Annotated in this window: 24 protein-coding genes and 1 other RNA gene; 13 read left to right on the top strand and 12 right to left on the bottom strand. The window is 69.6% G+C overall.

The annotated features are described in order from the left end of the window. Positions 1-80: 80 nt before the first annotated feature. From ssrS to ACE3TL_RS05025, 3 genes are all read left to right on the top strand, one after another. Positions 81-242, top strand: a non-coding RNA gene (gene ssrS / locus ACE3TL_RS05035) — 6S RNA. 24 nt (positions 243-266) lie between these two features. Continuing rightward, positions 267-842, top strand: a complete 576-nt coding sequence (locus tag ACE3TL_RS05030; protein ID WP_374577630.1) for a 5-formyltetrahydrofolate cyclo-ligase — start codon at positions 267-269, stop codon at positions 840-842. Between the two features lie 6 nt (positions 843-848). Continuing rightward, positions 849-1,685 (top strand): YmdB family metallophosphoesterase, encoded by an 837-nt coding sequence (locus ACE3TL_RS05025; protein WP_374577629.1) that lies wholly within the window; start codon positions 849-851, stop codon positions 1,683-1,685. On the opposite strand, the gene ACE3TL_RS05020 is transcribed toward ACE3TL_RS05025, so the two are convergent. Both ACE3TL_RS05020 and ACE3TL_RS05015 read right to left on the bottom strand, forming a co-directional pair. Continuing rightward, positions 1,682-2,278 carry a hypothetical protein gene (locus ACE3TL_RS05020; protein ID WP_374577628.1) on the bottom strand — a complete coding sequence of 199 codons (597 nt, stop codon included), beginning with the start codon at positions 2,276-2,278 and terminating at the stop codon, positions 1,682-1,684. The genes ACE3TL_RS05025 and ACE3TL_RS05020 overlap by 4 nt on opposite strands. 99 nt (positions 2,279-2,377) lie before the next feature. Then, on the bottom strand, positions 2,378-2,581 hold the full coding sequence (locus ACE3TL_RS05015; RefSeq protein WP_374577627.1) for a 4-oxalocrotonate tautomerase family protein: 204 nt from the start codon (positions 2,579-2,581) through the stop codon (positions 2,378-2,380). Positions 2,582-2,657: 76 nt separating this feature from the next. Between ACE3TL_RS05015 and ACE3TL_RS05010 the strand changes: the two genes are divergently transcribed. Continuing rightward, the gene (locus ACE3TL_RS05010) at positions 2,658-3,008 is read left to right on the top strand and encodes a phage holin family protein (RefSeq protein ID WP_374577626.1); all 351 of its coding nucleotides are present in this window, start codon (positions 2,658-2,660) and stop codon (positions 3,006-3,008) included. A 61-nt stretch (positions 3,009-3,069) separates the two neighbouring features. Beyond that, positions 3,070-3,429, top strand: a complete 360-nt coding sequence (locus tag ACE3TL_RS05005; RefSeq protein ID WP_374577625.1) for an endonuclease domain-containing protein — start codon at positions 3,070-3,072, stop codon at positions 3,427-3,429. A gap of 97 nt (positions 3,430-3,526) precedes the next feature. On the opposite strand, the gene groL is transcribed toward ACE3TL_RS05005, so the two are convergent. Both groL and groES read right to left on the bottom strand, forming a co-directional pair. Continuing rightward, positions 3,527-5,167 carry a chaperonin GroEL gene (groL, locus tag ACE3TL_RS05000; protein ID WP_374577624.1) on the bottom strand — a complete coding sequence of 547 codons (1,641 nt, stop codon included), beginning with the start codon at positions 5,165-5,167 and terminating at the stop codon, positions 3,527-3,529. 51 nt (positions 5,168-5,218) lie between these two features. Next, on the bottom strand, positions 5,219-5,506 hold the full coding sequence (gene groES / locus ACE3TL_RS04995; RefSeq protein ID WP_374577623.1) for a co-chaperone GroES: 288 nt from the start codon (positions 5,504-5,506) through the stop codon (positions 5,219-5,221). 217 nt (positions 5,507-5,723) lie between these two features. Here groES and ACE3TL_RS04990 point away from each other — a divergent pair, with 217 nt between their 5' ends. The 4 genes from ACE3TL_RS04990 to ACE3TL_RS04975 all read left to right on the top strand — a co-directional run bounded on the left by ACE3TL_RS04990 (position 5,724) and on the right by ACE3TL_RS04975 (position 9,364). Continuing rightward, positions 5,724-6,158, top strand: coding sequence for a hypothetical protein (locus ACE3TL_RS04990; protein ID WP_374577622.1), 435 nt, complete (start codon positions 5,724-5,726; stop codon positions 6,156-6,158). A gap of 224 nt (positions 6,159-6,382) precedes the next feature. Further along, the gene (locus ACE3TL_RS04985; protein ID WP_374577631.1) at positions 6,383-7,696 is read left to right on the top strand and encodes an acyl-CoA dehydrogenase family protein; all 1,314 of its coding nucleotides are present in this window, start codon (positions 6,383-6,385) and stop codon (positions 7,694-7,696) included. A 328-nt stretch (positions 7,697-8,024) separates the two neighbouring features. After that, positions 8,025-8,783, top strand: coding sequence for a TSUP family transporter (locus ACE3TL_RS04980; RefSeq protein ID WP_374577621.1), 759 nt, complete (start codon positions 8,025-8,027; stop codon positions 8,781-8,783). Then, the gene (locus ACE3TL_RS04975; RefSeq protein WP_374577620.1) at positions 8,780-9,364 is read left to right on the top strand and encodes a GNAT family N-acetyltransferase; all 585 of its coding nucleotides are present in this window, start codon (positions 8,780-8,782) and stop codon (positions 9,362-9,364) included. Before ACE3TL_RS04980 ends, ACE3TL_RS04975 begins: the two co-directional genes overlap by 4 nt. Here the strand turns inward: ACE3TL_RS04975 and ACE3TL_RS04970 are convergent. From ACE3TL_RS04970 to tadA, 3 genes are all read right to left on the bottom strand, one after another. Beyond that, complete coding sequence (locus ACE3TL_RS04970) at positions 9,361-10,236, bottom strand: SDR family NAD(P)-dependent oxidoreductase (protein ID WP_374577619.1); 876 nt, start codon at positions 10,234-10,236, stop codon at positions 9,361-9,363. The two genes, ACE3TL_RS04975 and ACE3TL_RS04970, sit on opposite strands and share 4 nt — an antisense overlap. Positions 10,237-10,342: 106 nt before the next feature. Beyond that, a complete protein-coding gene (locus ACE3TL_RS04965; protein ID WP_374577618.1) occupies positions 10,343-10,807 on the bottom strand; it encodes a DUF6265 family protein in 465 nt (154 codons plus the stop codon). Positions 10,808-10,814: 7 nt separating this feature from the next. Continuing rightward, positions 10,815-11,261: a tRNA adenosine(34) deaminase TadA gene (gene tadA / locus ACE3TL_RS04960; protein ID WP_374577617.1), complete on the bottom strand. Its 447-nt coding sequence runs from the start codon at positions 11,259-11,261 to the stop codon at positions 10,815-10,817. 12 nt (positions 11,262-11,273) lie between these two features. Here tadA and ACE3TL_RS04955 point away from each other — a divergent pair, with 12 nt between their 5' ends. Both ACE3TL_RS04955 and rsmD read left to right on the top strand, forming a co-directional pair. Next, positions 11,274-12,836, top strand: coding sequence for a pseudouridine synthase (locus ACE3TL_RS04955; RefSeq protein ID WP_374577616.1), 1,563 nt, complete (start codon positions 11,274-11,276; stop codon positions 12,834-12,836). Further along, on the top strand, positions 12,836-13,405 hold the full coding sequence (gene rsmD / locus ACE3TL_RS04950) for a 16S rRNA (guanine(966)-N(2))-methyltransferase RsmD (protein WP_374577615.1): 570 nt from the start codon (positions 12,836-12,838) through the stop codon (positions 13,403-13,405). The genes ACE3TL_RS04955 and rsmD overlap by 1 nt, the downstream gene beginning before the upstream one ends. Here rsmD and ACE3TL_RS04945 read toward each other — a convergent pair. After that, complete coding sequence (locus tag ACE3TL_RS04945) at positions 13,402-13,677, bottom strand: YjhX family toxin (protein ID WP_374577614.1); 276 nt, start codon at positions 13,675-13,677, stop codon at positions 13,402-13,404. The two genes, rsmD and ACE3TL_RS04945, sit on opposite strands and share 4 nt — an antisense overlap. Positions 13,678-13,957: 280 nt before the next feature. Between ACE3TL_RS04945 and ACE3TL_RS04940 the strand changes: the two genes are divergently transcribed. Both ACE3TL_RS04940 and ACE3TL_RS04935 read left to right on the top strand, forming a co-directional pair. After that, positions 13,958-15,010 (top strand): DUF2157 domain-containing protein, encoded by a 1,053-nt coding sequence (locus ACE3TL_RS04940; RefSeq protein WP_374577613.1) that lies wholly within the window; start codon positions 13,958-13,960, stop codon positions 15,008-15,010. Then, entirely contained in the window at positions 15,007-15,585 is a 579-nt protein-coding gene (locus ACE3TL_RS04935) for a GDYXXLXY domain-containing protein (protein ID WP_374577612.1), read from the top strand. Before ACE3TL_RS04940 ends, ACE3TL_RS04935 begins: the two co-directional genes overlap by 4 nt. On the opposite strand, the gene tilS is transcribed toward ACE3TL_RS04935, so the two are convergent. The 4 genes from tilS to tolB all read right to left on the bottom strand — a co-directional run bounded on the left by tilS (position 15,582) and on the right by tolB (position 19,758). Beyond that, entirely contained in the window at positions 15,582-16,802 is a 1,221-nt protein-coding gene (tilS, locus tag ACE3TL_RS04930) for a tRNA lysidine(34) synthetase TilS (RefSeq protein ID WP_374577611.1), read from the bottom strand. The two genes, ACE3TL_RS04935 and tilS, sit on opposite strands and share 4 nt — an antisense overlap. Then, a complete protein-coding gene (gene ybgF, locus ACE3TL_RS04925; RefSeq protein WP_374577610.1) occupies positions 16,790-17,614 on the bottom strand; it encodes a tol-pal system protein YbgF in 825 nt (274 codons plus the stop codon). Before ybgF ends, tilS begins: the two co-directional genes overlap by 13 nt. 171 nt (positions 17,615-17,785) lie before the next feature. Further along, positions 17,786-18,334, bottom strand: coding sequence for a peptidoglycan-associated lipoprotein Pal (gene pal, locus ACE3TL_RS04920; protein WP_374577609.1), 549 nt, complete (start codon positions 18,332-18,334; stop codon positions 17,786-17,788). Between the two features lie 128 nt (positions 18,335-18,462). After that, complete coding sequence (gene tolB, locus ACE3TL_RS04915) at positions 18,463-19,758, bottom strand: Tol-Pal system beta propeller repeat protein TolB (protein WP_374577608.1); 1,296 nt, start codon at positions 19,756-19,758, stop codon at positions 18,463-18,465. Between the last annotated feature and the right edge of the window lie 8 nt (positions 19,759-19,766).

The raw sequence follows: 19,766 nt of genomic DNA, 5'->3' as shown, positions 1-19,766 counted from the left end.
GGAGCTCCCCCAGAGGGGGAGCAATTGGAGGCGCGCTGCTTGTACCTCGGGCCTCGCCGCCCTACCTTGGGCCTCGGCGGGTCGTGCTGCGGTTCGCGTCGAAGGCAATCTATCCCAGCGACCTTAATTTCTTCGAAGGGAGCTGTCCCTGCCTGGTCCCGTGGGGCCAGGCACTACGGCGCCCACCTGGTCAGCCAGGTCGAGGGGATTAAACCGACCTTCACGGCTCTCGCGGCGCCGCCACCCTTCGCGCTATATCCGGCGCGGTGAGCGATCCATCCGACAAGGCGAACCTGCGCGCGGCCCTGCGCAAGCGGCGTCGCGTCCTGGCCGAGCAGGCGCCGGACGCGGCGCAGGCGGCCGCCGCCCATGCGCCGGTCGCGGAGCTGGCGCGGCTGGGCTGGTTCTCCAGCTATCATGCGATGGGGACCGAGCTCGATCCCACGCCGCTGGCCCAGCGGCTGATCGCAGCGGGCGGGCGGCTGGCCATGCCGGTGACGCTGGGCGCCGCCTGGCCGCTGGCGTTTCGCCAGGTGCGGGCGGGCGAGGCGCCGGTTCCCGACGCCTTCGGCGTGCCGGCGCCGCCGCCGCAGGCGCCGGAGGTCGCGCCGAGGCTGGTGATCTGTCCGCTGCTGGCGTTCGATGCGGCCGGCGGGCGACTGGGGCAGGGGGGCGGCCACTACGACCGCACCCTGACGGCCCTGCGCGCCCAGGGGCAGGTGTTCGTCCTGGGCCTGGCCTATACCGGCCAGGAGGTCGAGGCGCTGGACATGGAGCCGCACGACCAAAGGCTGGACGCCATTCTGACGGAAACCGGCTATACCCGCTTCCGAAAGGACTAATTGCACATGCGTTTCGCCTTCTTCGGCGACGTGGTCGGTCGCGCCGGACGCGACGGCCTCGCCGACCATCTGCCGGCCCTGCGCCGCGAGCTGGGCCTCGAGTTCGTGATCGTCAACGCCGAGAACGCCGCGGCCGGCTTCGGGATCACCGAGCGCACCGCCAGCGAGCTGTTCGACGCCGGCGCCGACTGCCTGACCCTGGGCAACCACTCCTGGGACCAGAAGGAGGCGCTGACCTACATCGTGCGCGAGCCGCGCCTGATCCGGCCGCTGAACTATCCGGTCCTGGCCGACGCGCCAGGGCGCGGCGCCAACCTGTTCGAGACGCGGGAAGGCAAGCGGATCGTGGTGATCAACCTGCTCGGCCGGGTGCACATGGATTCGCTGGACGACCCGTTCGCCGCGGTCGACCGCGAGCTGGAGAAGGCGCCTCTGGGCATGGTGTCCGACGCCGTGGTGGTGGACATGCACGCCGAGGCGACCAGCGAGAAGATGGCCATGGGCCACTTCTGCGACGGCCGGGCCAGCCTGGTGGTCGGCACCCATACGCACGTGCCGACCGCCGACTGCCAGATCCTGCCGGGCGGCACCGCCTATCAGACCGATGCGGGAGCCTGCGCCGACTACGACAGCGTCATCGGCAACCAGAAGGAGGAGCCGCTGCGCAGGTTCACCACCCGCATCTCCGGCGGCCGCTACAAGCCGGCCGAAGGGCCGGCGACCGTCTGCGGCGTCTATGTGGAGACCGACGATTTCACCGGCCTGGCCCGCCGGATCGAACCGATCCGCATCGGCGGCCGGTTGAGCCAGACGGTCCCGGTTGTGGAGACGGCGCGGGCTTAACGCGCCAGGCGGGGGCGGAGGGCCTCCAGGGTCAGCTTGCCGTCCTGGTCGGTGTCGAGCAGTTCGAAGCGGCGGCGGGCGGCCTTGGCCCATTCGTCGCGGCTGACCCGCTGATTGAGGTCGGCGTCGGCGCCGCGAACGGGCTGGGGTTCGTTCAGCAGGGAAAAGCGCGCGGCCCCCGTGCGCGGCTGGGCGTGGCGGTCGATCTTGCGGATCAGCGGGCGCTTGCCGGGCGGCGGGCCGCCGCCAGGGCCGCCGGGGCCGAAGTCGAGGCGGGTGATCTCCGGGGCGATCTTGGTCTCGTAGACGGTGTTCTCCGGACCGTCGATCTGCGCATCGTCATCGGTGTCCAGCCGCTTGAAGAAGCGCAGGGCGTCGTCCCTGAATTCGTCCAGGGTCAGGGCGCCGCCGTGGTCGGCGTCGGCGCCGGAGAACCAGGCGGCCAGGCCGTCCTCACCGCGGAACGGCTCGCCCGAGGGGCTGATGAACAGGCGCTCGTGAGCTCCGCCCGGCGGCGGGCCCTGGCGCGGCGAGGGTTGAGCGTGTGCGGGGGCGGCGGCGAGCACGGCGGCGGCGATGACGATGCGAAACATGACCTTGAACCCTTGCGCGCCGGTCCGGCGCGGGGCGCAAGCTTCACCGGCGGTGCGGCCAAAGCGGGGCGGTCATGTGACCGGCGTGAAACCGGGCGATCAACTCGCGGGCTTGCGGTCGCGCTCGGCGATGCTGATCCCGCCGACGCCCCAATCCTCGGTCTGGACCTCGTCGATGACCACGAAGGTGCTGCCCGGCTTCTTGTTCAGCACCCGGACCAGGAGTTCGGTGGTCCCGGCGATCAACTCGGCCTTCTGCTCGGTCGTGGCGCCAGCGGTGATGCGGATGTTGACGTAGGGCATGGGAGCTCCTGAAGACGATGTTGCCGCCGATCCTTAAGCCAGCCAAGCTCGGCCGCAAACATCCCTGGAGGCTCCGATGACCCGCTTTCTCGCCCGACTGATCTTTGCGGCCCTCGGGCTGGCGTTGGCGGCCTATCTGTTGCCGGGGGTCAGCTACAACGGGGTCTTCGACCTGCTGATCGCCGCCCTGCTGCTCGGGGTGGTGAACGCCATCCTGCGGCCGGTGCTGTTCGTCCTGACCTTGCCGCTGACCATCGTGACCCTGGGGCTGTTCCTGCTGGTGCTGAACGCGGCGATGATCGGGCTGGTGGCCTGGATGCTGCCCGGGTTCACCGTCGACGGCGCCTGGTCCGGAATCCTGGCGGCGATCATCACCGGCTTGGCGAGCTGGATCGGCGGCGTGGTGATCGGCGACGCGAAGCGCTGATCTTCTCCCTCCCCTTCATGGGGAGGGACAGGCGGCGTAGCCGCCAGGGTGGGGCAGGGGCATGTCCACGTCACGCGCGCGCGAACTGCGAGCAACGATGTCGCCGCCGGAAATCCTGTTGTGGAGCCGGCTCAAGAGGTTGCGCGCCCAAGGCTTCCACTTCCGGCGGCAGGCGCCTTTTCGCGGATATTATCTGGATTTCGCCTGTTTCAGCCGGCGGCTGGTGGTGGAGATCGATGGCGCGCAGCATGCCGAGGATGAAGCGGCAGCGCATGATGCGGTGCGTGACGCCGTATTGCGGCGAGAAGGCTTTGTCGTGCGGCGCTTCTGGGCCGGGACGGTGATGGCCGATGTCGGCGGCGTTATGGACGCGATCACCGATGCGCTTGGAGAAGGGGGTAGGCCGCGAGCCCCACCCTGACCGCTTCGCGGTCTGTCCCTCCCCATGAAGGGGAGGGAGAAAAAAAGGGCGGAGCTTGGTGGCTCCGCCCTTCGTTATTTCGAAGCTGGGTTTGGACTTAGAAGTCCATGCCGCCCATGCCGCCCATGTCGGGCATGCCGCCGGCCGGAGCGTTCTTCTTCGGGGACTCGACGATCGCCGCTTCGGTGGTGATCAGCAGGCCCGACACCGAGGCGGCGTCCTGCAGAGCCGTGCGGACGACCTTGGCCGGGTCGATGACGCCATCGGCGACCAGGTCGACATACTGCTCGGTCTGGGCGTTGAAGCCGAAGGTCGGCGAGTTGTTTTCGAGGATCTTGCCGACCACGATCGAGCCTTCGACCCCGGCGTTTTCCGAGATCTGACGGATCGGGGCCTGCAGGGCGCGGCGCACGATGGCGACGCCGGCGTCCTGATCGGCGTTGTCGCCCTTCAGGCCGTCGAGGGCCTTGGAGGCCTTCAGCAGCGCCACGCCGCCGCCGGGGACGATGCCTTCTTCCACCGCAGCGCGGGTGGCGTTCAGGGCGTCGTCGACGCGGTCCTTCTTTTCCTTCACTTCGACTTCGGTCGCACCGCCGACGCGGATGACCGCGACGCCGCCGGCCAGCTTGGCCAGACGCTCTTGCAGCTTTTCCTTGTCGTAGTCCGAGGTGGTGTCCTCGATCTGGCGCTTGATCTGGCCGATGCGGCCTTCGATCGCGTCCTTGGCGCCGACGCCGTCCACGATGGTGGTGTCGTCCTTGGTGATCGAGACCTTCTTGGCGCGGCCCAGCATGTCGAGGGTGACGCTTTCGAGCTTGATGCCCAGGTCTTCGCTGATCAGTTCGCCGCCGGTCAGGATGGCGATGTCTTCCAGCATGGCCTTGCGGCGGTCGCCGAAGCCCGGCGCCTTGACGGCCGCGACCTTCAGGCCGCCGCGCAGCTTGTTGACCACGAGGGTGGCCAGGGCTTCGCCTTCGACGTCTTCAGCGATGATGAGCAGCGGGCGGCCCGACTGGACCACGGCTTCCAGCACCGGCAGCAGCGGCTGCAGCGAGGAGACCTTCTTTTCGAAGAGCAGGATCAGCGGCTCTTCCAGCTCGACTTCCATCTTGTCGGCGTTGGTGATGAAGTACGGCGACAGGTAGCCGCGGTCGAACTGCATCCCCTCGACGACGTCGAGTTCGGTTTCCAGGCTCTTGGCTTCTTCGACGGTGATGACGCCTTCGTTGCCGACCTTGGCCATGGCCTTGGCGATCATTTCACCGACTTCGAGGTCGCCGTTGGCCGAGATGGTGCCGACCTGGGCGATTTCGGAGTTGGTGGTGACCTTCTTGGAGGTCGACTTGATCTCTTCGATGACCTTGGTGACCGCCTTGTCGACGCCGCGCTTCAGGTCCATCGGGTTCATGCCCGCGGCGACCGACTTCAGGCCTTCGACCACGATGGCCTGGGCCAGGACGGTGGCGGTGGTGGTGCCGTCGCCGGCTTTGTCGTTGGTCTTGGAGGCGACTTCGCGGATGAGCTGGGCGCCCAGGTTCTCGAACTTGTCAGCCAGTTCGATTTCCTTGGCGACCGAGACGCCGTCCTTGGTCGAACGCGGGGCGCCGAAGGACTTTTCGATGACGACGTTGCGGCCCTTGGGGCCGAGGGTCACCTTCACCGCGTTGGCGAGGGTGTTGACGCCGCGCAGCATGCGGTCGCGCGCGTCGGAAGAGAAATAGACGTCTTTAGCGGCCATTTTTCTGCTCTTTCAGAATGTGTGGATGGGGAGGAAAGCGGGAAGGGGTGGTTATTCGACCACGCCCAGGACGTCGCTTTCCTTCATGATCAGGAGGTCTTCACCGTCGATCTTGACCTCGGTGCCCGACCACTTGCCGAACAGGATGCGGTCGCCGGCCTTCACGTCCAGCGGCTGGATCTTGCCGCTGTCGTCGCGGGCGCCGGGGCCGACGGCGACGACTTCGCCTTCCTGCGGCTTTTCCTTCGCGGTGTCGGGGATGATGATCCCGCCCTTGGTCTTTTGTTCTTCCTCGACACGCTTCACGAGGACGCGGTCTCCCAGAGGACGAAACGCCATGTCTTTAAGTCTCCGTTCGGGACGGTTGAATGCCTGTGGTCAGCGTCGGGCGGCGGCCGTTAGCAGCCATGTCGCCCGAGTGCTAACGCAGCGGGGAGGTAGGCAAGGGGCCGGGGCGAGTCAAGCGCATGCAACCGCGGTTTTTTGATTCCGCTTGGTTACCGGCGCGCCGCGCAGATAGGGTCGGGGGCGAGGGAACACCAGGAGACACCAACACATGCGCTGTGCGCTTGCGATCGCCGCCCTGTCGGGCGCCATCTTCACGTCCGCCATTTCGGGAGCGGCCGCGGCCGAGACCTGGAAGCCCTATGGCGCGGTCAGCGACAAGGGACTGCAATGGTCCTACGACGCCGACTATTCCTATCTCGACCAGCAGAGCGGCCGGGTCGTGGTGATGCAGGCCATTGGCAAGGTCGGCGCCGAACCGCGCATGGGCCCCTCGGGCCCTGGCAAGCCGGACGGGGTCGGCTCGGTGCTGGCCCTGAACTGCCGCGAGCGGACGGTGGTCAGCCTGGGCGGCTACAGTCCCAAGAAGCCGCTGGAGCTGTCGGCCAACTGGCGCACGGCCAACGCCACCGCGGCCAAGAGCGCCGAGGACAACGCGCTGATGGATGCGATCTGCCCCGGCGCCGGCGCTCTGCCGACCAAATAGGACGGTGACGCCAGCTTCTAACCTGTTGAAGGCGGCCGCTTGCGGCCGCCTTTTCCATGGGGGAACGAGGGACTGCGGCGGCCTCCAAAAAACATTAAACGCTTGTTTGATTTTGGTCACGGAAGCGTCCAAACTGCCCGCCTAAGCCATCGATCCGAGGCAGGGCAGGCCGCCCTGCGCCCCGCGCCGTCCGCACAAAAAGCATTGGGAGAGACGAGATGACCATGACCGCCGACCGGTCCGAGAGCAGCTTCAAGCTGAACCCGCAGGACGAGCTGAACGACCTGCGCATGTCCGACAAGGCGCTGCCGCTGCTCAACAAGGTCAGGGCGTTCATCAAGGATGTCGTCCAGCCGATGAGCGAGGAGTTCCATCGCCTGGGCGAGGGCAAGACCGACATCTGGAGCTATGCGCCCGGCCAGCTCGAAGTGCTGGACGCGGCCAAGGACAAGGCCAAGGCGGCGGGCCTGTGGAACTTCTTCCTGCCGGACGCCCACACCGGCGAAGGCCTGTCGAACCTCGACTACGCCTATATCGCCGTCGAACTGGGCAAGAATCCGATGTCGTCGGAGGTGATGAACTGCGCCGCGCCCGACACCGGCAACATGGAAGTTCTGGAACGCGTCGGCACGCCCGAGCAGAAGGAAAAGTGGCTGAAGCCGCTGCTGGAAGGCAAGATCCGCTCGGCCTTCGCCATGACCGAGGTCAACGCCGCCTCGTCGGACGCCAAGAACATCAACACCCGCGCCACCCTGGTCGGCGACGAATACGTGATCAACGGCGAGAAGCACTACATCTCCGGCGCCGGCGACCCGCGCTGCAAGGTGATGATCACCATGGTGCAGACCAGCCCGGACGGCCCGCCCCACCTGCGCCAGTCGCAGATCCTGGTGCCGACCGACGCGCCCGGCGTGAAGATTCTCGGCCCGATGAACGTGTTCGGCGATCCTGACGCGCCGCACGGCCACATGCATATCGTGTTCGACAATGTGCGGGTGCCGGCCTCGAACATGCTGTTGGGCGAAGGCCGCGGCTTCGAGATCAGCCAGCTCCGCCTGGGCCCGGGCCGTATCCACCACTGCATGCGCGCCATCGGCCAGGCCGAGAAGGCTCTCGACCTGCTGGTCACCCGCGGCCTGACCCGCGAGGCCTTCGGCAAGCCGCTGGTCTATCTGGGCGGCAATATCGAGATCGTCAGCCGCGCCCGCATCGAGATCGAGGCCATGCGCCTGATGGTGCTGAAGGCCGCCAAGGCCATGGACGTGCTGCCGCGCGACGAGGCCCGGATCTGGATCCACATGGTCAAGGCCATGGTGCCCGAGCGCGTCTGCCAGATCATCGACCAGGCGATCCAGATGCACGGCGCCCTGGGCGTCAGCCAGAAGACCCCGCTGGCCCGGATGTACACCTCGACCCGCACCCTGCGCCTGGCCGACGGGCCGGACGAAGTGCATCACATGGTTGTCGGACGCAACGAGGTCCGCCAATATCGCGAAATGCCGGTCGATCCGTCGACGGCTGCGGTGTTCCGCAACTAAGAGCTTCTCTCCAGGAAGATCGAACGGAGGCCCCGGCGAAAGCCGGGGCCTTTTTCGTGGGCGACGGCGCGGCTTGTCCGGGTATAGAAGGGCCTCGCTCACAGCGAACCTCCGTCCGGCGCGGCCGCCGGGAGGCGACGCGAAGGGCGCCGGGTCGATCCCCGCCAGGTGCGGGCGCGATCCCCGGGCATGTCGCCCTTCCTGGCGGAGCGGCGTCGCGGGCGGACCCGCATCCTCTTTCCCGCGCAGCGCGCCTGCGCAGCCGACCGGCGAAGCCCAAGGGCCTGTGTCCCTCGGTTGGAGCCGATCGCAACCTGGAGGACTGTTCATGAGCCTGGTTTCGGCTGTCTTCGTCATCTGCCTGGCGTTCGTGACCGCCACCCTGTCGGGGGTGTTCGGCATGGCCGGCGGGCTGGTCCTGATGGGCGGGCTCGCCCTGGTGCTGCCGGTCTCGGCGGCCTTCGTGACCCATGGGATGCTGCAACTGGTCGCCAACGGCTGGCGTGCGGTGCTGCACCGTCGCCATGTGCGCTGGGACATCGTCGGCTGGTACGCCCTGGCCTCGGCTATCGCAGGCGGCCTGGTGGCGCTGATCTCCCTCGTGCCGTCCAAGCCGGTGCTCTATCTGCTGATGGGGCTGGTCCCCTTTCTGCTGTGGCTGCCGCAGCGGTGGATCAGCCTGGACGCGGCGCGGCCGCCCCAGGCCTTCGCCTCGGGCTTGATGGTGACGGGGCTGAACCTGACGGCGGGCGTCGCCGGCCCCCTGCTCGACATCTTCTTCGTGCGCACGGCGCTCAGCCGGCACGCCATCGTGGCGACCAAGGCCGCGACCCAGGTCTTCGCGCACCTGGCCAAGATCCTGGTCTACGGGACGCCGCTGCTGACCAGCCCGGGGGCCGAGATGCCGCCCTGGTGGATGTTCGCCTTCGCCATTCCGCTGTCGATGCTGGGCACGGTGGTCGGCGGGCGTATCCTCGACCGCATGAGCGACGTGAACTTCAAGAGCTGGACGCGGTGGATCGTGACCGGGATCGGCGTGCTCTATCTGGCCCAGGCCGCCCAACTGTTCCTGCGAGGCGCTGCATGAAGATCGAACCGCAGGTGCTGGAAGACCGCTTCGTGCGGCTGGAACCGCTGGACGAGCGGCACCGGGAGGATTTGCGCGCGGCCTGCGACGCCGATCCGGAGATCTGGGCCGCGCTCTATCCGTTCTCCTGGGCGGGCGAGCATTTCGATCCCACCTGGCAGGTGTTCGCCGGCAATATCGAAAGCGGCCGCACCTTGGCGTTTGCGGTGATGGTCGAAGGGCGCTGCATCGGTCTGACCTGCTTCATCGCTCCGGACGGCGCCAATGCGACGGTCGAGGTCGGAGGCACCTATTACGCGCCGGCGTTCCGAGGCGGGGCGGTGAACCCGGCGGCCAAGCGGCTGATGATGAGCCACGCCTTTGCGGCCGGGGCGCGGCGGGTCGTCTACCGGGTCGATGCGATCAACGCCCGCTCGCGCGCGGCGGTGTTGAAGCTGGGGGCGGTGCAGGAGGGCATCCTGCGCCAGGACCGGATGACCTGGACCGGCCGCATCCGCGACACGGTGATCTTCTCGATCCTGGCGGAGGAGTGGCCGCGCGTCCGCGAAGGGCTGAACGCGCGGCTGGCGGCGTTGGGCTAGGCGCTCGCCGCGGTCTTCTCGGGCGCGGTGGGGAAGAACACCTTGTCGGCGTTCTCGGCCACCTCCTGGGCGGTGTAAGGCCGGCCGGGAGTGAAGCCGTCGGTCTGCAGCATCTTGATCTCGCGCACGCCGCGCGAGGAGACTCCCAGCACCTTGCCGGTGTGATCGGCGGCGAGGTCCGAGGCCATGTAGAGCACGCCGGGCGCGATGTTCTCCGGCAGGGCCATGGGATCGGGTTCCTTGTCGCGGAAGCCGGGCAGGTCGGAGGTCATGCGGGTGAAGGCGCCGGGCGCCAGGCCCATGACGCGGATGCCGTACTTGCGTCCTTCGATCGAGAGCACGCGCATGAAGCCGTAGATGCCGGCCTTGGCCGCGCCGTAGTTCGACTGGCCGAAGTTGCCGTAGAGGCCCGAGGTGGACGAGGTCATGATGATCGTCCCCGGTTTGCCGTTGTCCTTCAGCCACTTCCAGACCGGCATGACGCAGCAGTAGGTGCCCTTCAGGTGCACCTTCACCACCAGGTCCCAATCGGCCTCGGAGGTGTTGGCGAAGGTCTTGTCGCGCAGGATGCCGGCGTTGCAGACGAGGATGTCGATCTGGCCGAAATTGTCCAAGGCGGTCTTCAGGATGTTTTCGCCGCCTTCCATGGTGGAGACATCGTCGGTGTTGGCGGCCGCCTTGCCGCCCGCGGCGATGATCTCGTCGACGACGCGCTGGGCCGCGCCCTTGTCCGAGCCCGAGCCGTCGCGCGGCCCGCCCAGGTCGTTGACCACGACCGCGGCGCCTTCCTTGGCGAACAGCTTGGCGTAGGCCTCGCCCAATCCGCCGCCCGCGCCGGTGATGATGGCGACCTTGCCGTCCAGCAGACCCATAGCGTTTCTCCCTAATGATCTAAGCAATGGGGGCATCATCGGATCGGGGGACGATGCTGACAAGCATTGACCGGCCCTCGACCTCTTCCGCGGCTGGACTGGGCGGTCAGGGCGCCGGGCGGTAGCGCCACTCCTGAGCCTGCAACCGACCTTTCACCGATCCTTCGATGCGCGCGCAGAGGTCCTCGCCGCAGCGGCGGTAGATGATCCGCTGGGGAAAGTCGTGATCGAGGTTCTCGAACACCGCCTCGTCCCGGCCGAGGCCCGGCTTCAGCACGAAGGGCGTGGGGTCCTGGTCGGCCGGGTGGGCGGTGAAGGTCGCGCCGTCGGGTTCGGCGGTGATGGTCATGAACTCGATGGACGGCTTGCGGCCCGGACGCAGGGTCTGGGAAAGGCCGGCCATCACTCCGTCGACCGGGGCGAACCAGACCTCGTGCACGGTGCGCTTGTCGTCCTGCTGCACCCAGGCGCCGGCGAGCCAGCCCAGCGTCTGGACGTCGTCGACCGGCGTGGCGCGCGCGCCGCCGGCCAGGGCCGCCAGCATCAGGGACAGGGTGAGCGACTTCCGCATAGCCGCGTCAGGCCTTCTTCCGGCGCCGCGCCTGGAAGAAGGCGCGCAACAGCTCGGCGCTCTCCTGGGCCAGGACGCCACCGGTCACCTGCGGACGCCAGTGGCAGGTGGGTTGTTCGAAGAAACGCGGGCCATGGACCACGGCGCCGCCCTTCGGGTCCTCGGCCCCGAACACGACGCGGCCGATGCGCGCATGGCTGATGGCGCCGGCGCACATGGCGCAGGGCTCGAGCGTGACGACGAGGGTCAGATCGGTGAGCCGATAGTTGCCCAGCTTCGCGGCGGCTTGCCTTAGGGCGACGATCTCGGCATGAGCGGTCGGATCGTGCGCGCCAATGGGGCCGTTCGCCCCGATGGCGATGACCTCCTCCGTCTTCGGATCGACGACGACGGCGCCCACAGGAGTTTCCCCGCGCGACGCGGCGTCTTGCGCCGCCGCGAGCGCGATGCGCATGGTGCGATGATCATGATCCACGACCCCCAACGAAACGACGAGACGGCGCCAGGTCAAGGCGAGCGTGTCGCAAAAGCCCTCGCGCGCGCGGGCGTCGCCTCGCGGCGCGACGCCGAGAAGCTGATCGAAGAGGGCCGCGTGGCCCTGAACGGCGAGGTGCTGACCACTCCGGCGGTGAATGTCAGGCCCGACGACATCCTGACCGTCGACGGCGAGGTGGTGGACCCGCCCGAGCCGACGCGCCTGTTCCGCTATCACAAGCCGGTCGACCTCCTGACCACGCACAAGGACCCGCAAGGGCGGCCGACGGTGTTCGACGCCCTGCCGCCGGGCCTGCCGCGGCTGATCTCCATCGGCCGGTTGGACATCAATTCCGAGGGCCTGCTGCTGCTGACCAACGACGGCGAGCTGGCCCGCTCGCTGGAACAGCCCTCCAGCGAGATCGTGCGCCGTTATCGGGTGCGGGCGCGCGGGCGCGTGACCCAGGCCGACCTCGACAAGCTGGCCCAGGGCGTGAGCGTCGAGGGCGTCCGCTACGGTCCCATCGAGGCCAGGATCGACAAGGCCAAGGACGGCCCGCAGGGCGCCAATGTCTGGATCACCGTCACCCTGGCCGAGGGCAAGAACCGCGAAGTGCGCAAGGTGCTGAAGTCGGTCGGGCTGGAGGTCGGGCGGCTGATCCGCATGTCCTACGGCCCGTTCGCGCTGGGTACGCTGCCGGTCGGCCAGATCGAGGAGGTCGGGCCGCGGGTGATCCGCGAACAACTGGCCGAGCATATCGATCCTGAGAACCTGCCGACCGGCGAGCGGCCGGCCTTCAAGACGCCCAAGGCCCCGCCCGGCGCCCATGCGGTGCATGACGGCACGGGCCGCCGCGGCTCGAGCGCGGCCGCCGAGCCGAAGCCGAAGACCGAATACAAGGACGGCTGGGCGCGGCCGAAGGTCGCCGTGAAGATCAAGAGCGCCAAGCCGCGCCGCGCGCCGCGTCCGGGCGACGCGGCGGGGGCCGAAGCGGTCAAGGCGCCGCGCCGCCGGTCCTCGCGCCTGGCCGGCGACACGCCGGGCGGCATCCGCACCTATTCGCCGGGCGACCCGCTGGCCCCGCCGCCGCGCGAAGCGCCAGCCAGGCGCGGTCCGGCGTCGAAGGGCGAGGGCTTCAAGCGCGAAGGTTTCAAGGGCAAGAGCCGGGACGAGCGCGGACCGCCGCGGGCCGCCGGCGAAGAGGCAAGCCGCGCCGAGCGTTTCGACAAGCCGCGCTCGCCCCGCGGCCCGCGCAAGGGCGCGACCCTGATCGAGCGGGGGCCGCGCGCCAATGACGGCAAGCCGGCCAGGCCGCGCAGCTTCGGCGGTCCGCGCGGCGAGGGGCGTCCCGAGCGCGCCGATGGCCCGCGCGGCCCCCGTCCGGGCGGCAAGCCCGGCTTTTCGGGCGCGCGAGGCGATGGGCCGCGTGGCCCACGTTCGGAGCGGCCGCGTTCCGACCGTCCGCATTCCGGCGGCGGCAAGCCCGGCGGCCCGCGACCTGGCCCGAAGGGGCCGCGGCCCGGCGGTTCGCGCGGGCCTAAGCGGGACGGCTGATGCGCATCGTCTCGGGCGAATTCCGCGGCAAGGCCATCGTCACGCCGCCGGGCGAGCGCACGCGCCCGACCTCCGACCGGGCGCGACAGGCGGTGTTCAACATCCTGGAGCATGCGGGCTGGTCGCCGGGCGTGCGCGACCTGCGGGTCATCGATCTCTTCGCAGGTTCGGGCGCCCTGGGGTTCGAGGCGCTGTCGCGGGGGGCGGCCTTCTGCCTGTTCGTCGAGACCGACGAGTTGGCGCGCGGGGCGATCCGCCAGAACGTCGACGCCATGGGACTGTTCGGGCGGACGCGGGTGCATCGGCGCGACGCCACGGACCTCGGGACGCGGCCCGGCGCCGACGGCCCGGCCTTCGACCTCGCCTTTCTCGATCCGCCCTACGGCAAGGGGCTGGGTGAGCAGGCGCTGGCCAGGCTGGCGGCCGGCGGCTGGCTGGCCGATGGCGCGGTGGTGATGTTCGAGCGCGGAAGCGACGAACCGGATTTCGAGGTCGCGGGATTCGAGAAGCTGGACGCGCGCGACTACGGCGCCGCGCGCGTCCATTTCCTGAAGTACGCGCCGAACTAGAAGGCCCGCATGCTCGTGCGGTTGTCGAGCTGGCTGCGCAGGTTGACCAGGCCCTCGCGGGTGATCTGGTAGGGCTGGCCGTTCCGGCTGGCGATCAGCCTCTTCTTCTTCAGGCTCTTGAAGATGGCGACGTCGCAGTCGCTGAGGGTCCAGCCGTCGCGGGTGATGCAGTCGGCCGAGACGATGTCGCCCCGATCGTCGCGTTCGAGGACGATCCGGCCGCCTTGGGCCAGGGCGTGCAGCGTGCGTTGCTGCGCTTTGGAGATGTTCAAGGAGGTATCCAGCATTCAGACATGAGAAAACGCGCCCGGGCCAGCCTCGCGATGCGAGGGCGCGGACGTTGGGGCCTGACTGCCGATGGGAGACGAGGACGCCGGTTCGGCGGTTAGGCCCGGGCCTCGATCGCAAGCTCTGACATGCTGCCTCTCTTGAAGGTTGCAGGACAGATCATGGCGAAGCTCGCCGGCCCCGTCCAGGGGCGGGCGTTCGCGCGTGACTTCCGTGCGGCCCTGGGCGAGGGTCGGTGTGAAGCGAGGCGGCGCGGAGGCCTGGATGGCGAGCTACAAGGCTCGACTGACCGACGACCTGGACGAATGGATCGAGGCTGGGCTGGTGTCGCCGGGCAGCCGCCAGGCCATTCTGGACCGGGTGTCGGACGGCCGGCGCATCGACGCCTCGGCCGCCCTGGCGGTGGTCGGCGCCCTGCTGCTGGGCGCGGCGGCCATCGCCTTCGTGGCGGCCAACTGGGGGGCGATCCCCCGGCTGCCCCGGTTCGGCCTGATCCTTGGATTGTTCGCCGCGGTGTCGGGTGCGGCGGCCTGGACCGGCCGGGACGGGCGCCGGCCGTTGATGACCAACACCCTGCTGGCGGTGGCGGCCTGCGTCTATGCGGCGGCCATCGGCCTGACCGGCCAGATCTTCGACATCGCCGGCGATCCGCAGGCGGCGCTGCGCGGAGCGGGGATCGCCGCCGGCCTGCTGGCGCTGGCCGGGCGCTCCAGCGCCGCGGGCGTGGTCGCCCTGGCCCTGATCGGGCTGGGGGAATTCGCCGGGCGGTTTGGCGCTGGCGAGTCGCGCTGGCTGATCTTCGCGGCTCCGGTCGGGATGGCGCTGGCCTGGCTGTGGAATTCGCGGCCGCTGGCCCATGCGGCGAGCCTGGCCTTGATCGTCGGCCTCGTGGCGGTGATCTCGCTCTACGAGCGGTTCGGCGCGCCGGGCCTGTTGGCGGGGGCGGCGGTGCTGGCCGGGCTGGCGGGGCTGTCGCGGCAATTGGGCGAGCGACGGACGGCGCTGGTCTTCCTGCTGTGGTTCGTCTGGGGGGCGTTCGCGCTCTATGCGGTCGCCGGCTTCGACGACTTGAAGGGCGGCGCGCAGATCGCCCATCGCGCCGGCTGGCTGATGCTGGCCGGCGGGGCCATCGCGCTGGGCATGCACGACCGGCAGACGATGGTCACGGCCGCAGGCGTCACGGCGATGATCGCCGGGGTGTGCGCGATCCTGTTCGACCTCGGGCTGGGCCTGATGACGGCGGCCGGGCTGTTCGCGGCCTGCGCGGTGATCGCGCTGGCCGCCGGTCTGGTGATGCGCAAGGGGAGGCGGGCATGAGGCTGGCGCTTTCCTGGCGCATCCTGATCGTGGCGGCGGGCCTGATCGTGGTGCTGGTGGGGCTGGTGATCTCCGAAAGCCGGGCTCGGGCGAGGGGGCGGGAGGTCGCCCTGCCGATGGAGGCGGTCGATCCGCGCGACCTGCTGACCGGGCATTATGTGGCGCTGCGCCTGACCCAGAGGCTGCCGGCGGGCCAGCCGTGCCCTGACGCGCCCAGCGCCTATGCGGCCGGCAAGTGGCTGGGCCTGACCGGTCAGGGACGTTTCGTGCGGGCAGCCGATACGCGCGCGGCGGTCCTGGGCGGCGAGGCGGCGCTGGCCGTACGCGGCGGGGTCTATTGCTCGCGCATGGCGTTCGGGGATCGCGAGGGCAATGCGGTCACGCTCGACATGGGCGTCGACCGTTTCCACGCTGACCAGGACGAGGCCGAGCGGATCGAGCGGGCGCTGCGCGCGCGGCGGACGGACGGTTCGGCGCCCAGCGCCTTTGCGGTGGTCTCGGTCGGCGCCGACGGGCGTGCGCGGCTGAAGGGCGTGATCGTGGACGGGCGGCGCACGGACCTGACCTGGTTCTAGGCGGCCGGCTCGCGGTCGACGGCGCCAAGGGCGGCGAGCAGGCGCTCTTCCACCAGGCAGCGGACGGTCAAGCCCGCGCCCGAAGCGATGCGCAGGCGCGGCGGTTCGGCTTCGGCGGGAAGGGCGGCGCGGGCCTTGGCCGGGGCCTCCCGCAACGCGGCGGCGTCGAGCGGCGGCAGGCGAGCGGCGAGACCGGCGAGCGGGACGATCCGCGCCGGCCGGTCCGCGGCGATCTCGAAGCGGCCGTCCCAGACGCCGGCTTCGCCCGCTGCGAGGATCAGCGGCGCGGGCGGTCGGCGGACCAGTTCGCCCGGTTCGCGCATGATCGACAGTCGGTCCGTGCTGGCCTCGATACGTGCGCCGGCCAGGGTGGCGATGAAGGGCGCGCCGGTCGCCGTCAGGGCGATGATGCGGGCCAGGCGCTCGGCGCGTGGCGGCCGCTCGGCGCCGGCCGCGCAGAGGCAGGCGACCGCCAGGGCTCTCGGGGTGAGCGCTGTGCGAGGCAGGGAGACGACGCCGGCTGCGTCGACCTCCACGTCCGCCGCCGGCGGTTGGTTGGCCGGTTCGGGAAGGGCGAGGTCCGCGCCGGCTGCGCGGGCGCGGGCGCGGGCGAAGCGCAGGTCGGCGTTGGCCGGGTCTTCGATCCAGGTCTCGCCATGGGCGGCGAGCCAGGCGCGGATCTCGCCGCGCGCCAGGTGCAGCATGGGGCGCAGCAGAAAGACGCTGCGGCCTTCCGGCCAGACCGGCGAAGGAGTCCATTCGCGCGGCGAAGGGGTGGTCGAGCCGGCGACGCGCATGGCGGCGGCCTCGGCGATGTCGCTGGCGGTGTGGGCCATCAGGATCACCCGCGCGCCCGCCTTCCGCGCGGCGCCGGCGAGCAGGCGGTGGCGGGCGGCGCGGGCGGCCGCGGGCAGGCCGCGGGCCGGTTTGTCGCCGTTCCAGGCCAGGGCCTGGAAGTCCGCGCCCAACCGCGCGGCGTGCGCGGCGCAGGTTTTCGTCCAGTCGGCGCTTTGCGGGTTCAGGCGATGATCGACGGTGAGGATCAGCAGCCTGCGGCCGCGCACCTTGGCCCAGTCGGCGGCCAGCAGGGCCAAGGCCAGGGAATCGCCCCCGCCCGACAGCGCCACGGCCAGCGGCGCGGTGGAAGAGGCCGCCAGGCGGCGGTCGAGGACGGCGTAGACGCCGCCGGTCAATGTCTCGTCGATCAGGCCGCGCACTTGGCCTGGTTGCGCGCCTGGGCGGCGCGGGTCTTCACCGTGGTCGAGGCCTTGGGATAGCGCTTGGCGAATTCGGCCAGGGTCTGGCAGGCGTCGGCCGGCTTCTTGAGGGCGATCAGCGAGCGCGACAGCTCCACCACCGCGTCAGGCGCCCAGGAGGTGGACGGCCAGCCCCGGATGGCGGCGATGTAGGACCCGGCGGCGTCGGCGTGAGCGCCGCGGGCGGTCAGGGCCTTGCCCAGCCAGTAGCGGGCCTCGGCGGCCTTGGAGCTGTCACCATAGGCGTCGACATATTCTCGGAAGCCGCTTTCGGCGGCGGCGTAGTCGCCGGAGGTGAGGGCCTGGCGCGCCTCGCTGAAGAGGTCGTTGGCCGACAGGCCGCTGGACGCGCCGCCCAGGCCGCCCGGCGGGGCCACGGTCTCGGCCAGGGCGCGACTTTCGAGGCTGGCGATCCGGTCGGACAGGGAGCGGTTCTCGGTCCGCAGGGCTTCGGCGTCGCGCTTGGCGAGTTCGGCCTGGCGGTTGGCGTTCTCCAGGTCGCCGGTCATGCGGGTGATGGTCTGTTCGAGGTCGGCCAGCCGGCGGCTGACCTCCTGGAGCTGATAGTCGGTCTCGGCCGGCTGGACCACGACCGGCTTTCCGATGTCGCGGCCCTGGAAGACGATGGCGCGAAGCTCCCGGACCACCTGTTCCATCTTGTCGAGACGCCGGACGTCGCGTGCGTCCAGCGGGTCGATCGGCGTCTGGGCGAGGGCGAGCGGGGCGGCCGCGGCGGTGGCGACCAGGCAGAGGACGAGGACGGGCAGCTTCATGATCGCAGACAACAACAAGCGTGAACGTCCAAATTGGGGCTGTTTGGTTTGCGATGCAAAGGCTGCGATCGCAAGAAACCGTGCGCGGCGGGGAAGGTAGAGCGCAAATGCAAAGAGGGGACCCGAAGGCCCCCTCCCGCACGGATCAGGTCGAACCTTGCAGATCAGACCTTACTGGGCGCCGCTGATGATGGCCGTGTGGCCGTTGCGGTTCCGCTGATAGGCTTCCTCGTTCGCGCCCGGATCGATCGGGCGTTCCTTGCCGTAGGACACGGTGGCGATGCGCGAGGGGGCGACCCCGCGCGAGACGAGGTGTTCCTTCACCGAGTTGGCGCGGCGCGAGCCGAGGGCGAGGTTGTACTCGCGGGTGCCGCGTTCGTCGGCGTTGCCTTCGATGCGGACCTGGACGGCGGGGTAGCGGACCAGCCAGGCGGCCTGGGCGTCGAGCACCGGGGCGGCGTCGGCGCGCACGTCATAACGGTCGAGATCGAAATAGACGCGGTCGCCGACGTTCTGCGCGAAGTCCGCGGCCGAGCCGGGGATGATCGAGGCCGACGGCGGCGGCGGGGCGGGGGCCGGCTCAGGCGCGGGCGCAGGCGCGGCGGGCGGGGGCTCCGGCGTGGGGGCCGGCTTGGGCTTCGACGCACAGGCCGTCACCGAAATGGCGGCGGCCGCGACCAGGGCCAGTCGAAGGGCGTGCTTGGTACTGAAGCTCTGCACGTTGGCTTCTCCTTTTGAATTTACGACGACGGCGGTTCCCACAGCCTGTGCCTTGTTCTACCCGCCATTTCCTTTGACGGACATGTCAAAAGACTGCGGAACGGGAAATTTACACCTGAAAACACGCATTAATTCAGCAGCGGCGACCAGGCCGGGTCGGTGCCGGAACCTGGATACGGCGCGGCCCGCTGGATGCGGCCGGTCACATCCACGGTCCATAAACGCGGAGCTCCGCCGGGCGTTTCGCGGCTGAACATCAGCACACGGCCGTTCGGGGCCCAGGTCGGGCCTTCGTCGAGATAGCTGGTCGTCAGGATGCGCTCGTCCGAGCCGTCGGGCCGCATGATGCCGATGTGGAATTCGCCGCCGTTCTGACGCGTGAAGGCGATGTATTCGCCGGTCGGGCTCCAGACCGGAGTCGTATAGATGCCCGAACCGAAGGAGATGCGCCGGCTGCCGCCGCCGTTGGCGTCCATCACGTAGAGCTGGGCGCTGCCGCCGCGGTCGGAGGCGTAGACGATGCGGGCGCCGTCCGGAGAGAAGGACGGGGAGGTCTCGATCGACGGGTCCGACGTCAGGCGCGTGGTCGTGCGGCTGCGCAGGTTCATCACGTGGATGTCGGTGTTGCCGGCGCGCTCGACCGAGAAGGCGACGCGGCCGCCGTCCGGCGAGAAGCGCGGCGCGAAGACCATGCCCGGGAAATCGCCCAGGGTCTCGCGCCGGCCGCTTTCGAGGTTGAAGAGGTAGACGGACGATCCCTCCGGCCGCAGGGCCATGTAGGTGATTTCCTGGCTGGTCGAGGAGAAGCGCGGGGTCATCACGATCGACGAACCGTCGGTCAGATAGGACGGATTGGCGCCGTCCTGGTCCATGATCGCCAGTTGCTTCTTGCGGTCGAGCCGCCCGCCGCTCTCGGCCACGAACACCACGCGGGTGTCGAAATAGCCCTTTTCGCCGGTCAGGCGCTCATAGACCGCATCGGAGATCTTGTGGGCGACCCGGCGCCAGTTGTCGGGGGTGGAGGTGAACTGCAGCCCCAGGAGCTGTTGCTGGGCATAGACGTCCCACAGGCGGAAATTGACGGTCAGCCGGCCGCCCTCGACCGTGACCTGGCCGTTCAGCAGGGCCTGGGCGTTGATGGTCTTCCAGTCGGGGAACCGGGGCTGGACGTTGACGTCCAGGGTCTGTTCGATGAAGGCGCTCTGCGGGATCGGCGCGAACAGGCCCGAGCGCTCGAGGTTGCCGGTGATGACCTGGGCGATCTCGGCGCCCTGGGAGCCGCCGAACGCCGGGATGGCGATGGGCAGCGGCTTGACGTCGCCCCGGTTGATGTCGACCTCGATCTGGGCGCGGGCGGGCGTGGTGACCGCCGCGGTCGAGACGAGGGCGGCCACGAGCGCGAGCGCCAGGGACTTCATGCGCATGGGGCGGG

Origin of the sequence: Phenylobacterium sp. (assembly GCF_041920015.1) — a bacterium.
Classification (GTDB): domain Bacteria; phylum Pseudomonadota; class Alphaproteobacteria; order Caulobacterales; family Caulobacteraceae; genus Phenylobacterium.
This window is presented reverse-complemented; position numbering and strand designations above follow the sequence as displayed.